At 55.9% G+C, this 13,222-nt stretch carries 11 protein-coding genes and 1 pseudogene; 7 read left to right on the top strand and 5 right to left on the bottom strand.

The window, feature by feature from the left end:
- Window positions 1-47 precede the first annotated feature (47 nt).
- Window positions 48-1,615, bottom strand: a pseudogene (locus IPP88_09400) (AMP-binding protein).
- 464 nt (window positions 1,616-2,079) lie between these two features.
- On the opposite strand from IPP88_09400, the gene IPP88_09395 reads away from it, so the two are divergent.
- The gene (locus IPP88_09395; protein ID MBL0122926.1) at window positions 2,080-3,843 is read left to right on the top strand and encodes an electron transfer flavoprotein-ubiquinone oxidoreductase; all 1,764 of its coding nucleotides are present in this window, start codon (window positions 2,080-2,082) and stop codon (window positions 3,841-3,843) included.
- A gap of 217 nt (window positions 3,844-4,060) precedes the next feature.
- Complete coding sequence (locus IPP88_09390; GenBank protein MBL0122925.1) at window positions 4,061-4,435, top strand: aspartate 1-decarboxylase; 375 nt, start codon at window positions 4,061-4,063, stop codon at window positions 4,433-4,435.
- Window positions 4,436-4,622: 187 nt separating this feature from the next.
- On the opposite strand, the gene IPP88_09385 is transcribed toward IPP88_09390, so the two are convergent.
- Together IPP88_09385 and IPP88_09380 are read right to left on the bottom strand one after the other, a co-directional pair.
- Window positions 4,623-5,300, bottom strand: a complete 678-nt coding sequence (locus IPP88_09385; protein ID MBL0122924.1) for a hypothetical protein — start codon at window positions 5,298-5,300, stop codon at window positions 4,623-4,625.
- Between the two features lie 266 nt (window positions 5,301-5,566).
- Window positions 5,567-6,283 (bottom strand): hypothetical protein, encoded by a 717-nt coding sequence (locus tag IPP88_09380; protein MBL0122923.1) that lies wholly within the window; start codon window positions 6,281-6,283, stop codon window positions 5,567-5,569.
- A gap of 1,474 nt (window positions 6,284-7,757) precedes the next feature.
- Here IPP88_09380 and IPP88_09375 point away from each other — a divergent pair.
- The 5 genes from IPP88_09375 (at window position 7,758) to IPP88_09355 (ending at window position 12,083) form a co-directional block, all read left to right on the top strand.
- Window positions 7,758-8,072, top strand: a complete 315-nt coding sequence (locus IPP88_09375) for a hypothetical protein (GenBank protein ID MBL0122922.1) — start codon at window positions 7,758-7,760, stop codon at window positions 8,070-8,072.
- Window positions 8,073-8,217: 145 nt separating this feature from the next.
- Window positions 8,218-8,409, top strand: a complete 192-nt coding sequence (locus IPP88_09370; protein MBL0122921.1) for a hypothetical protein — start codon at window positions 8,218-8,220, stop codon at window positions 8,407-8,409.
- Entirely contained in the window at window positions 8,409-9,647 is a 1,239-nt protein-coding gene (locus IPP88_09365; protein ID MBL0122920.1) for a type IV secretion system DNA-binding domain-containing protein, read from the top strand. The genes IPP88_09370 and IPP88_09365 overlap by 1 nt, the downstream gene beginning before the upstream one ends.
- A 5-nt stretch (window positions 9,648-9,652) precedes the next feature.
- The gene (locus IPP88_09360) at window positions 9,653-11,761 is read left to right on the top strand and encodes a relaxase domain-containing protein (protein ID MBL0122919.1); all 2,109 of its coding nucleotides are present in this window, start codon (window positions 9,653-9,655) and stop codon (window positions 11,759-11,761) included.
- Window positions 11,685-12,083 carry an ATP-binding domain-containing protein gene (locus tag IPP88_09355; protein MBL0122918.1) on the top strand — a complete coding sequence of 133 codons (399 nt, stop codon included), beginning with the start codon at window positions 11,685-11,687 and terminating at the stop codon, window positions 12,081-12,083. Before IPP88_09360 ends, IPP88_09355 begins: the two co-directional genes overlap by 77 nt.
- Window positions 12,084-12,253: 170 nt before the next feature.
- On the opposite strand, the gene IPP88_09350 is transcribed toward IPP88_09355, so the two are convergent.
- Window positions 12,254-12,613, bottom strand: coding sequence for an AAA family ATPase (locus IPP88_09350; protein ID MBL0122917.1), 360 nt, complete (start codon window positions 12,611-12,613; stop codon window positions 12,254-12,256).
- 211 nt (window positions 12,614-12,824) lie between these two features.
- Window positions 12,825-13,115, bottom strand: coding sequence for a hypothetical protein (locus IPP88_09345; protein ID MBL0122916.1), 291 nt, complete (start codon window positions 13,113-13,115; stop codon window positions 12,825-12,827).
- Window positions 13,116-13,222: the final 107 nt, after the last annotated feature.

Below are 13,222 nucleotides of genomic sequence, written 5' to 3'. Positions count from 1 at the left end.
GGCCAATGACATCGGACTTGGTGAAGACATCTATGCCTCCTGGTGCATCAGTCATCTGTAGAGTGCTTCCTCAATTCTGTCTTCTGCACCTTGCCGGAGGCATTGAGGGGCAGCCTTTCGACGAGGGCGACGCGGCGCGGAACCTTAAAATTTGCCATGCGGGCCCTGCACCAATCAATCAAGCTATCGGCACCAAGCGCGCTGCCAGGCTTGGTGACGACAAAAGCCATCGCTACTTCACCCTGCCGTTCATCCGGGATGCCGATGACCGCGTTCATGGCCACAGCAGGATGTGAGGCGATGATGTTCTCGATCTCCGCCGGGTAGCAGTTGAAGCCACCGGTGATGAACATATCCTTGAGCCGGTCGGTAATACGCAGATTGCCCGCGCTGTCCATGACGCCGACGTCACCGGTGTGTAGCCAGCCTTCGCTGTCAATGGTCTCTGCAGTGGCTGCCGCGTTTTCAAAGTAGCCGACCATGACATTGTAGCCACGTACAACGATTTCGCCCGCTTCGCCGCGTTGCACTTCGTGGCCAGCGGGAGAAATGCAGCGTAGTTCTATATCGGGAATGGCACGCCCCGAAGTCGTAGCGACGAGTTCCGCCTCGTCGCTTGGTCGGCAGGCGGTAACTAGACCGCAACACTCGGTCAGGCCGTAGGCGGAAATCACGTTTTTGAAACCCAGTACCTCACGCATTTGCCGGATAAGTGCGACCGGTATACTGGCCGCGCCGGTAGAGGCTCTCTGGAGCGAGGATAGGTCGTAGTCGGAAAGACGCGGATGGGCGAGCAGGGACTGGAATAGGGTCGGTGGTCCAGGCAGAACGCTGATTCGCTCGGCGGAGATGCGGCGCAGGATATCCCCAGCGTCGAAGATGGCGTGCGGTAGTAGGGTGGCGCCCCGTAGCAGACATGCGAGGATGCCTGCCTTGTAGCCAAAACTGTGGAAAAAGGGATTGACTACTAGGTAGCGATCGCCCTGAATTATGCCTAGGATCTCGCAGAAGCAGTCGAAGGCGCGCAAGTTTTGCCCATGCCGGGTCATCACGCCCTTGGGCTCGCCCGTCGTGCCCGAAGTGAAAAAAATGTCCGAGATATCGTCCGGGCTCTGGGCTCTACGCGCCTCGGCGAGAACCGTATCGGTAACCTGTTTGGCGCGGGTCAGGAATTCCTGCCAAGGCGTGTGCTTGCCGCAGCCATCGCGCAGAACAACAATCATCTCGAGCGAAGGCAAGTCTTCGCCATCCAGCATGGCCGGATAGTTGGTGCCGAGAAAATCACCGATAGCGAAAAGCATCCGCGCGCCGCTCGCGCGCAGAATGTAGGCCGCCTCCGGCGGCCTTGTAGCGTATTGATGGTGACCAGAACAGCGCCCATCGACTGCGCGCCCAGCGCGGCGACGATCCACTCATGAATATTCGGCGCCCAGATGGCAATACGGTCGCCGTGGCGCATTCCGGCGGCGAGCAAAGCATTGGCGACCACATCGCAACGCCGGCTGAAGCCGGCGAAATCGATCCTAATCGGCCCCTCCTCGATGAAGGTAGCCGCGCCGAACGTCTTGGCCGCAAGGGCAACCAGTTCGGAGGTAGTCCTAGGTATCCGGTTCATGCACAGCACGTCATCTGGGAATTACGATAATGCATAAGCTAGTCGATAGCAGTCCTCCTGTCCTAGTCTCAACGGACGACATTTCCATGACGCGGTCATCGATCAACGGACGTACATTGTGATTGCCGCGACCAGCAATGTTCGCGGTAAGCTATTTTGAACGTTGACCCCGAACTCATCCTCTGCAAAGTCGCTATTGAAAGCAACGAGCTCGAAACGAAAGTATGCAAATGCTGATTTAGAACAATGCCGAGAATCGAAACCATCGGCATTTCACGACTGCCACTGATGTTTATCTTGGGCTACAGGATTCTTCAACTCTCCCGCCGTCTTCGTATGCCTGGGCATCTGCTTGTCCGTTTGGACGATGCAGACATGTTCTCGCTGAAGCAGACTTGTCCGTTAATGGCCGTGCTGCTCGGCTGGCATGTCGGGAATAGGTCAAGACCGCAAGAAGGTATTGCATGCAACGCGAATCGATGGAATACGATGTTTTGATTGTCGGCGGTGGACCGGCCGGACTGTCTGCCGCGATCCGCCTCAAGCAGCTGGCGGCCGAGAAAAAGAACGAGATCAGCGTCTGCCTAATCGAAAAGGCCTCGGAAATAGGGGGGCATATTCTCTCTGGCGCAGTCATGGATCCGAGGGCGCTGGCCGAACTGTTTTCAGATTGGCAAGCGCAGGGGGCACCACTTAAGGCGCCGGTCAGTGAGGATCGATTTCTCGTGCTAACCGAAGGCGGCGGCGTGCGGGTGCCCAACTGGCTCCTACCTAAATGCTTCCACAACGAAGGCAACTACGTCATCAGCCTTGGCAACTTATGCCGCTGGCTGGGGCAGCGGGCCGAAGCGCTCGGGGTTGAAATTTATCCGGGCTTTGCTGGTGCTGAAGTTCTGTATGACAACAGAGGCTCAGTGACGGGTGTCGCGACCGGCGACATGGGTGTGCTCAAAGACAGTAGCCACGGACCCGCCTACCAGCCAGGGATGGAATTGCACGCCAAATACACCCTGTTCGCCGAAGGCTGCCGTGGCCATCTTGGCAAGCAGATTGAGCAGAAATTCAATTTGCGTGAAGGCGCCGATCCTCAGGTTTTCGGCATCGGCATCAAGGAGCTGTGGGAAATAAAGCCGGAGAGACACCAGATTGGGCTGGTCATCCACACCGGCGGCTGGCCACTCGACTCACACACTTACGGCGGTGGCTTTCTTTATCACATGGAAGACAATCTGGTTTCGGTCGGCTTCGTCACCGGACTCGGCTATACCAATCCCTTTCTATCACCCTACGAAGAGTTCCAGCGCCTGAAGTCCAATCCGAAGATTAGCGAATTTCTCGAAGGCGGCAAGCGCATTGCCTATGGCGCCCGTGCCCTCGCCGCCGGCGGCCTGCAATCACTGCCTAAGCTGGTTTTTCCGGGCGGGGCTCTGATTGGCGACGACGCTGGGTTCCTCAACGCCGCGCGCATTAAAGGCGCGCATTGCGCAATAAAGACAGGCTCTCTGGCTGCCGAGGCCTGCTTCGACGCGGTAGTAGCGGGCCGTAGCAGCGACGCGCTCGCCGCGTATCCGGAAGCTTTCAGCAAGAGCTGGCTATATGAGGAACTCTACAGGGCGCGAAACTTTAAGCCTTGGATCGCCAAGGGCCTGCACTTGGGCGGCCTGATGTTCGGTATCGACCAGACTGTCTTCCGCGGCAAGGCTCCGTGGACTCTGCATCACAGCGCGCCCGACCACGCCAAACTTAAGAAAGCCGCCGACTGCCAGCCAATTAATTATCCCAAACCTGACGGCATACTCACCTTTGATCGCCTTTCTTCTGTCTTCATCTCGAACACCAATCACGAGGAAAACGAGCCTTGTCACCTGAGGCTTTACGATGCATCGGCGCCGATCAAGATCAATCTCGCACTCTACGACGCTCCTGAACAGCGCTACTGCCCAGCTGGTGTCTATGAAATTGTGCGCGACGAATCGGGCCAGAATCCGCACCTGCAGATCAATGCGCAGAATTGCGTGCACTGTAAGACCTGCGACATTAAGGATCCGACACAGAACATCAACTGGGTCGTGCCACAGGGCGGCGAGGGCCGAATTATCCAAATATGTAGCGTTGTGTTCCACCTCCTTGAATCGCCATGTCCCAACTGTGGCGCGTGGCAATTCAATGAAACAGATTGTTGTCGGGACGATGTGGACGCGTCCCTCAAATCAATGCCGATAGTTTGAGGTGTCGAACGACAAAACCAGACGATATGCTCTGCAATCTGACGAGTCTAAACGTTGGATTCCATGCATTAACGCCGATTGCTGAAGTTGTTAGCGAATGGATAGGAAAACAGGATCGAAGATTGCCTCTAAGTGGCGTACGCGACAAAGGGCTGGTTTGGCAAATTGCTTATGTGTATGTGCGGGAGAAAAAGAAATCAATTTTGGGGGAAAGCCAATGTTTCGTACATTTCTAAACGGCAAGATTCATCGCGCGACAGTGAGCCATTGCGAGCTTCACTATGAAGGATCATGCGCGATCGACGCGGACTTGTTGGACGCTAGTGGCATCGCGCCAAATGAGCAGATTGACATCTATAATGTAACCAATGGCCAGCGATTTACCACCTACGCTTTGCTTGCGCCGCGTGGTTCTCGGATGATTTCGGTCAACGGGGCAGCCGCGCGTTTGGCCGCTGTTGGGGATATTGTCATCATTGCGGCATACGTCCAGGTAGGAAACGATGAAGTTGATTCTCATCAGCCTAAAGTGGTCTTTGTTGATTCCTACAATGACATTGTTGAAAAACGCAAAGAGGTGCAGCCAGATTAAGTCCGTCAATTTCATTTTGATTGTTATTGGGCGAACAAGATGACCATGCTGTGCACGATTCCGGGCAACCATCTTTCAATGACTATTCAGTCGCAAAAACAGAGTCGTAGCCCGGTTTTGGTTGGGTTGCCCGACACGCGATGTGCTGGGTAACTCGGGCAGCGCAGCACCAGATGGTCGATGCGTACTATTCGTTTTCGCAACCATAATATTCACAGCCAGCGATGCGCTCGACTTTCCAGTACGCGATTTCTTCGTCGAGACTGGCTTCGTCGTAAAATTGGATTTCCCATGGAGCGGCGTCCAGCAGGTAATCAAATATGCCCTCTTGAACCATGAATTCAGCTTGGGCAGATGGCAAGTTTGGATCATTGGACATAAAGTTGTCGACGCAGTTAAACAATTCGTCATAGTCAATAACGCAACGCTCTGGCGCGATCAACTCCCAATTGCCGCCGCAAGCAACTGCAGATTGTTGATGGCTCGTTTCATCCACGGCGGTCCAGAGATTCTTGTTCTTTCTTTCCGCGATGTAACTTGCCGTATCAGCTAACGCAAACTTCCAGTCAGCGGGATTCTCGCGTGCCCAATCGAACCACTTGCACGTAAAGCCAATTTCATCCCATCGAAGGACTGTTTTGACCAGTGCGTCCTTTGAGGGCGCAAAAACCCAGTCGTATGGGTTTAGAAAGATAGGGTCGCCTTTGCCTTCGTACCCCTGACATGCAAAGTTGAATGACTTGCGATGCTCTCGCCAAAATGCATCCCATTTATCGAGCGTCGGGAGGTGTACAAAGATTGCGCCTCCGGGGAGTAAAACGCCTCTTTCAAGTGGAATGTCGATCGGTCGTTTTTCTTGGGTCATAATTTATTTGGGCGACTCTAGCTTTTGGCATGTAAGTCTATGAGTTTTTGGTGCGCAGTGAATGGCGTAATCACAGAAGCCGCTTTCTGCAAACAAGACTTGCATTTCCGTTATTGATATTGGTCAGGACAAACGTAAGTTTGTTGAACTACCAGATTCTTGTAGTGCGCATGTCTGGCAAGGCGCACCGCAAAAACTTGCTGGGCAATTTCCTGCGTGGATCGCTCACCCTTTTGGGAAGAGTAATCGGGCCAGATTCTCACGATTTATTCAACCAATTCGAGGTCAAAGTTTTCTATATATGAGTGAAGGTCGGCTGCATTCATATTCGCAACTATTTTGTCGTCCCAGCAGATATAGGCGATACATGCTTTAACAATATTCGCGCAAGTAAAGCTATCGGCTAGGCATTTGCACGCACTAACCGAAAGTTTGGCACTAAGTTGTTTTCCTGCTTTAAGTGTAATGCCTTGGGCGAGACAATCTCTGTAGTCGCTGTCCGCCGCGGAGAGCTCGAAGTGCGCCGCACGGCGAATGATATTCAATACCACGCTGAAGCAGAGGTCGTGTTTGTTGGTGCCACACAGCAAGTGGGCGACCTCGTGGAGGTAGGCTTCTTGAAGGCCGTCTTCAGTTGTCACTTTGGTTGGATCTAGCAGAATAAATTGCCAAAAAAAATCGTCGCCGACGACGGCTATGCCGGCGACGTCGGTCAATGAGCATAGGACGACTGGAAAATCGAGAAAAATTTCTTCTGTTGCTAAATTTCTTAGTTCACGAATCCGTGAAGCTGAACCATGCATTTTCTGAACTAACAAATAGTTGTAGGGTGTGCTGTCGCCAAAAGTGACTAAATCATGGTTGTGCATTGACCTCAATACGCCGTTGACGGGCACCGTCGGCCCCTCAAATTTTTTTGCCAAGTAGATGGAGCTCAGTTGCAGCGCCGCGACAAACGAGTTCTGCCTCGAGTATGGTTTCATTTTTCTTACCAATTCCTATCAATAGGTGAAAGTAGCTGTAACTCTAAAGTGAGCCACAAGGTTTGCCCTGACAGCGGAATTGGCAACGCGCTAACGGTGAAAAAAGCCGTAAGCTTAAAGTCGTAGGTTTCAATTCTTGCTTGCAGACAAGCGGCGGCTGTGGTGGTGGCATTTGCATCTTCTTGTTCTTATGACGCACCAATTCTAGCACAATATTATCGTCGTGACAAATACAGAAACCCGTCAATTTTAAATATTACTACAACTTCTCTTTATTGTCAAGGGAGTTGGCGCCAATTGCGGTTGAATATTCGGACACCGTTGACATTGAGAACACCACGGTGTTGTTGCGCGAGCCGAATTACCCAAGTGTGCGCGATTACAGGTACCCAGTATCCTTGTCAATTTTCGTTTCTGAGACAACGCTGTGTTGCGCTAACGGCTGGGCATCAGGACTCGCGCAGCACGGGAAACCATGCCGCGCAGCAACAATAGGGCCTTCGGTGTTGTTGCGCGAGACGAATTACCCAAGTGTGCGCGATTACAGGTACCCAGTATTTCTATCAATTTTCGTTTCTGAAACAATGCTGTGTTGCGCTAACGGCTCGGTATCAGGATTCGCGCAGCACGGGTAATCCATGCCGCGCAGCAACACCGTCGATCCGATTGCCCCCCGCGACTGCCCAAACCAAAGCAATCCGCAAGCGCCGCCGGGTCGCCCAGTTCCGCTACCAGTCCGCCAACGCTCGACGATTCTTTCGCGCAGAACGTCCCGTCATCGGCGTTGCCTGTGAACAATGTGATCCATTGCTTTGGCTCCGATGGCTCGGTATCTCGCCATGAACTCGGTGTAAATCTAGCCGGAATCGACGCGGCCCATCGGACCAAGTCGATTTGCCTTTGACGCATACGCCGGGCGCCCTTCCTGAATCAGAACCTCGCGTTCCGGCGACATTTGTGCGTCCCTCGACCGCTACGCATTTCTACAAAGCGCCACTTGGCGGCGAGGCCTTGGTTCGTCAGCCCAAATCGGGCTCATCCATTTTGAGACGCCAGAAGTTGCATTGCCTGTCGCCAATGGCCACCACGGCTGCCAGCGTCAATGCCAGCGATTGACACTCCTTTGACTGGTCGGATTCCGGCACGGCTATAGGTCGTTGGGCAACCCGAATTGCGGTCCGGCTATAGGTAGTTGGCCAAGGTCACATGCAGCGCCGCTATAGATAGTCGCCAAGGCAACACGAACCACAGCTTGGCCATAACTCAACCTACAAAGGATCCATGTATGAAAATTCATTCCCGAAACAATTTTTTGAATGGTGGAACGTCCACACCCCGGCACTCCATGCGCAGGCAGATGTGGAACACGGAAACCCGCGCCCGCACTCGTGTTGGCGCGGGGAACCGCCTCTCCCGGTTTGTGGCGCATCTGTGCCGCACCAAGACGCGTGGAGGTGGCATATGAAACTCGATGATGAACTGGAAGTGCCGTTGTACGCGTGCCACAAAAAAGCGACTGCAACACGACGCGACGACGGCAGGCAAAGAGCTGTCCGACTATCTTCGCGACCTGGTCGACGCGCCACAACAGGCCGCAACCGTCGTGGACGTGCTCAGTCGACTCGAGCAGTTGATGGCCGCAGTCGGGCCGCTGCTGAAGCCGCGCGACACCGATCAGGCGTCAGATCGGCTGGCTCGCCTGGAAGTCATCGTCGAAGAACTGGCCATGCAAACCTCGCCCCACGTCATGTCCCGCGTCAATCTGCGTCTCAAACAACAAACCAACTAAGAAGGAAATTTCATGAAAACCAATGATGGCATTTTGATCCAGCTCGGCATTTATTGTGACCGCGCGTTACTGTTTATCTTCATCACTGTGTGTTGTCCGCGCTGTTGTGGTTCGTACCCTGTGGTATGTCTTCCACGTCCGCACTGTGTCCACGCTTCTGAGCACCACCGTTTTGGCGCTCACCCGCGAAAACCTCTCCGCTTGGTTGTTGATGCGTTTCGCGTTCTACCTGGCCTTTTCCCTGACCTCGATCCTCTATCTGAGCCTGGCGCTGTGGTGGAAGCGTAGCGGTCAACAGCACCGCCGCGGCTCACAACTCGTCGACCGGGGCTATTGATGGGCCTTCTCTCAACGCTGATCGGCGGCTCCCAACCCGCCCACACGTCGCCGGGCATCACGCTCGGCGGCGTTGACCTGGCCGAATCCCTGGAGTCGCTCCACCTGCTGGTGGTGGGCACGACGGGGACCGGCAAGACCACACTGATGGAAGAAGCGCTGTCCACCATTGCCGAGCGCGGCGACCGGATCATTTGCGTGGATCCGAACGGCCACTTTCTGAGCCGCTTCGGCCGAGAAGAAGATATCGTGCTGAACCCGTTTGACCAGCGCTCGCCCGGCTGGTCGTTGCACAACGAGGTGCGGCGAGACTGGGATTTTGACCGGCTGGGGCGTAGCGTCATACCCGATGGCCTTGGCAGCGACGCCGCGTGGTATGGCTACGCGCAGATGCTGCTGGCGGAACTGCTGCGGGTGTTGATGCGTAACGGCGACCCGACAACCCACTCCCTGCTCTACTGGGCCACGTCAGCGCCCACCGAGAAATTGCAGGAGTTGCTGAAGGATACGGCGGCGGCCGGGTTGTTCGATCCCAACGCCGGCAAGGCACTCGCCAGCGTCCGGTTTATTCTTACCTCCCAGCTGCAACCCCACAAGTATCTGTTGCCCGGGGATTTCAGTCTGCGCCAGTGGCTGGCCGACGGACAAGGCAGCCTCTTCATCACTTGGCGGTCTGACATGCTGGCATCGCTGCAGCCCTTGGTCCGGTGCTGGTCGGATATCCTGCTCTCCCAAATCCTGAGCCTGCCCCCCAGTCAGGCACGACGCCTCTGGTTTGTCGGGGACGAGCTGGCGGCGGTGGGACGGCTGAGCAGCCTCGAGAACGCGCTGACCATGGGCCGCAAGCATGGTCTGCGCGTCATGGCCGGGCTGCAGTCGGTCAGCCAACTTGAGCGCCTGTACGGACGCGAGTCGGCCACCGTCCTGCGCAGCTGCTTTCGCAGTCTGGTCGTCTTCGGGGTGGCCCGAACCGACCCGGATACGGCCGAGGCAATGTCGCGCGCACTCGGCGACTGCGAGCTGGATCGCGAGCAATTGAGTACCACCCAGGGCATGCAGGGCACCAGCAAGAGTGCCAACCTGCATCGTGTCAAAGAGCGCCTGGTGTTGCCCTCCGAGATTGCCTCGCTGCCAAACCTCACGGCGTACCTGGCCCTGGCAGGCAACGAGCCCATCCGCAAAATCCGCATCTCACCACAGAATCTGCCGGTGATTGCTCCTGCGATGATGGAGGCTTGATCAAAATGATGAGTCTGGGCAAAGTCGTCGATGCCGCATCGGCCGCCGCCTATTACGGTGAGGTGGATGACTATTACTTCGAAGGACACGCCCCCACCCGGTGGTTGGGCGACGGCGCGGCCCGGCTTGGTTTGAACGGAGAGGTCAAGAAGAACGACTTCACGGCGCTACTCAAAGGCGAGATGCGGGACGGCACGCAGATGCGGGTGGGCGGGGATGGCAGCCGGCGCGCCGCCACGGATTTGACTTTCAGTGCGCCCAAATCGGTGTCGATGCAGGCACTCGTCGGCGGCGACGCCAGGCTCGTTGACGCGCAGAAAAGGCGTTGCGCGGACCTCAAGTATGTGGAAGAAAATGTTGCCAGTTATCGCGAACGCATCGGCGATACCGTCGTGCGCCACGCCAGCAACAATCTTATCGTGGCCACCATTCGCCACGACGTCAGCCGGTCGGTCGACCCGCAACTGCACACCCATTGCGTGGTTTTGAATGCAACTGAAACCCGCGACGGCCAGTGGCGCGCCCTTGACCAGACGCCGCTGTACCAACAGCAAAAACTTCTGGGCGCACTGTATCGCAGCGAACTCGCCATCGAGGTCCAGCGTCTCGGCTATAGCGTACGCCAGACCCATGCCGATGGCCGCTTCGAACTGGGACACATTGGCGATCAGCAGATCAAGGCCTTCAGCCAACGTAGCGCAGCGATTGAATCCAGGTTGGCGTTGGATGGCAAGACGCGCCAAGACGCCTCGGCGCATGCCAAAGAAGCCGCTGCGTTATCGACCCGCCAGGCAAAGACCGACATTAATCACGCGGAGGTTATGCGTGGCTGGCAGGAAAAAAGCCGCGCGCTGCAGGTCGACTATGCGCCGCCCGTCAAAGCGTATGCATCCGATGCAAATTCGAGGCAGGCTGCAGCGAACGACAGCGTGAAGTTCGCCATTGCCCACCTGACGGAACGGAAATCGATCGTCGACGAACATCAGGTTCTGGCGGCGGCGCTGGGCGCGGGAACGGGCCGGACCGACATAAAAAGCATTCGTCAGTCGCTTTCGGGCGAGACGTTCTCCGGAAATCTGTTGCGTTCGCGCGAGGGCCGTCTCACCACCACGGCCGCCCAGCAATCCGAACGCGAACTACTCGGTGTCGAGTGGCGCGGGCGGGGTGGCGTGGTCCCGGTCATGAACTCGCGTGATGCCGCGGCAGCGCTGCGTGGGTCGCCGCTCAATGCCGGGCAGCGGGAAGCGGTCAAGCTTATTGCCACCTCGGGCAATCGCGTCGTCGGCATCCAAGGCATCGCCGGTGGCGGAAAAACCACCATGCTCGACACGGCAAACCGGTTGGCGGCGTCACGCGGCTATCTTGTCGTCGGACTCGCACCGAGTGCAGCAGCGGTTCATCAACTGGAGAAAGTCAGAATCCGCAGCCAGACGATCGCCGCCTTTCAGCATACGACACAAACCGGCCTCAATTCAAAAACGTTGGTCATCATTGACGAAGCCGGCATGGTGGGTACCCAGGATATGCATCGTGTCCTCCATGCCGTTGAAGCGGCCGGTGCACGCGCGGTGCTGGTGGGGGATTCGCGCCAGTTGAAGGCCGTGCGGGCGGGCCAGCCGTTTGCACAATTGCAGGATAACGGCATGACCGCGGTCCACATGCAAGACATTGTGCGACAGCGCGATGCGGTCCTGAAGAATGCCGTTGAGTTGGCCGCGAAGGGAAACATCCATCAGGCCATCGCCCGGCTGGAGAAATCGATTGTTGAAATCGACCATACCCGCGACCGGCATGCGGCGATGGCGCGGGACTTTGCCGCGCTCGATCCGAAGGCACGAGCCGCTACGCTGATCGTTGCCGGGTCACGCAGTGCACGCGCGGCGCTGAATGACTGTGTGCGGCGAGAATTGGGGCTGGCCGGAACCGGGGTGACGATTGCCGTGCTGGAAGGAAAAGACTTGACCGAGGCACAGATTCGGACGACACGCAGTTATGAACAAGGCGACGTGATTCAGGCGGAGCGAAACTACCCTGCGATTGACGCAAAACGACTACTCGAAAAACATCACCAACGGCGAGACGGGTATTGTCACGGCGATCGACAAAGTTCGTGACAGCATCACGATTGAAAAGTCTTCCGGGGAAAGCGTGACCTTGTCGATTGATGAAGCACTTCATTTGGATCACGGATATGCCAGTACGGTGCATGCGGCCCAAGGCGCCACTTGTGAGCGGGTGATGTTTGATGCCGATACCCGCAGCGTGATGGCAAACGAGGCGCAGTTTTATGTGGCAATTAGCCGGGCGACTGACGAGGTAACGGTTTACACCGATGATCGGACGCTGCTGCCGGATGCGATGGATGCGGCCGATTTGAAGGAGGCGGCGCTCGATTTGAAGCCGGAACGAGAGGCAGCGGCACTCGATATGACGTAAAGCCGGGTCACTCTATAATCACTGCCTTCCAGCGGTTGGAATCCTGTTCGGCGATTCCCCTTAGACGGAATTTGGAGCGCAAACGGCGCGAATCCCGACATTTGCACTGGTTCACACCCGAAGGGGACGGCGCAGTACAAAACGCTCATTTCGGCCTTCCAAACGCGGTCTCACTTTTCAAAGTACTTTTCCATTTCAAGCACCTGCTCGATTGGAATTCCATGAGTGTTCTGCCATCTCCCCTGCATCGTGATTTCCTGAACAACGGCGCCAACGTGGTTGGCTGTATCAAGGTAAAACTGCATTTCCCACCGCTTGAGAAAAGTGTTGCTCACGACCACGTCACGGCCCGCCTCAAGTGCCGCGCGAGCATGTGATTTACACCATTCATGTGCAACCTTGATCTTGGCGCGATCATACCCACCGTTCTGCTCAAACCACATGTCTGTTTCAAAATGGTCACGACCCCAATTTTTCTGCAACGTGCTTTTGCCACTTCCGGGAATCCCGCGAATGAGGTAAAGCAACATATGGGCTCCAAAACCATTGATAAATGTAGTGCAGCCGCAATGGCGGGCACCGTTTCGTCAGCGCTGGTTGAGTCTAGCCTAGGCGACGGCCTTGATCACATCAGACACGCGGTAGGTCGCACGAACTCGATTGACGGCTCGTTCGTCCTGGACTGGCGTCAGCGTGAGAACGGGCCGCTGACACCAGTGTCCGATTTTCAACTCCAGGACTTCAACGAGGAACCAGCCTGTTGCTCGACGTTCCAATCTTACCGAGGTAATCTTGCGCTTCCAGTCGTGGCCCCCGGAAGTTCCTTCCCAGAAAAAATTGGTAGGAGGCGCCAATCGCATGCAATTTTGCGCCGACGAGCGAGACAGTTTCGTTTTCCGCGATCACGCTGATTTCGACAATGTCCTCAGCTCGATACAGGGTGTGTGCGGTCGCGGCACCATTAACGGCATCAAGCGCAGCCTGAGTCTGCGCAACTGTTTTCTGTGAAATTTTGATGGGTGTGAATGACATATGATCAGGATTTATTCGTGGTTGAGATGGCCGCATATTGCCGCAAAAGTCAGCTGGGCGATAGTACGAGAATTCGATGTTTTGACACGATTCTGATACTTGACATT

This window comes from Betaproteobacteria bacterium (assembly GCA_016720925.1).
Lineage (GTDB): Bacteria > Pseudomonadota > Gammaproteobacteria > Burkholderiales > Usitatibacteraceae > UKL13-2.
Note: the sequence above shows the minus strand (reverse complement) of the source record. Positions and strands in the feature narration are given on the sequence as shown.

Excerpts from the sequence above, each read along its gene's own strand:
- IPP88_09395 (MBL0122926.1), top strand. The coding sequence starts at position 2,080 with ATGCAACGCGAATCGATGGAATACGATGTTTTGATTGTCGGCGGTGGA.
- IPP88_09390 (MBL0122925.1), top strand. The coding sequence starts at position 4,061 with ATGTTTCGTACATTTCTAAACGGCAAGATTCATCGCGCGACAGTGAGC.
- IPP88_09385 (MBL0122924.1), bottom strand. The coding sequence starts at position 5,300 with ATGACCCAAGAAAAACGACCGATCGACATTCCACTTGAAAGAGGCGTT.
- IPP88_09380 (MBL0122923.1), bottom strand. The coding sequence starts at position 6,283 with ATGAAACCATACTCGAGGCAGAACTCGTTTGTCGCGGCGCTGCAACTG.
- IPP88_09375 (MBL0122922.1), top strand. The coding sequence starts at position 7,758 with ATGAACTGGAAGTGCCGTTGTACGCGTGCCACAAAAAAGCGACTGCAA.
- IPP88_09365 (MBL0122920.1), top strand. The coding sequence starts at position 8,409 with ATGGGCCTTCTCTCAACGCTGATCGGCGGCTCCCAACCCGCCCACACG.
- IPP88_09360 (MBL0122919.1), top strand. The coding sequence starts at position 9,653 with ATGATGAGTCTGGGCAAAGTCGTCGATGCCGCATCGGCCGCCGCCTAT.
- IPP88_09350 (MBL0122917.1), bottom strand. The coding sequence starts at position 12,613 with ATGTTGCTTTACCTCATTCGCGGGATTCCCGGAAGTGGCAAAAGCACG.
- IPP88_09345 (MBL0122916.1), bottom strand. The coding sequence starts at position 13,115 with ATGTCATTCACACCCATCAAAATTTCACAGAAAACAGTTGCGCAGACT.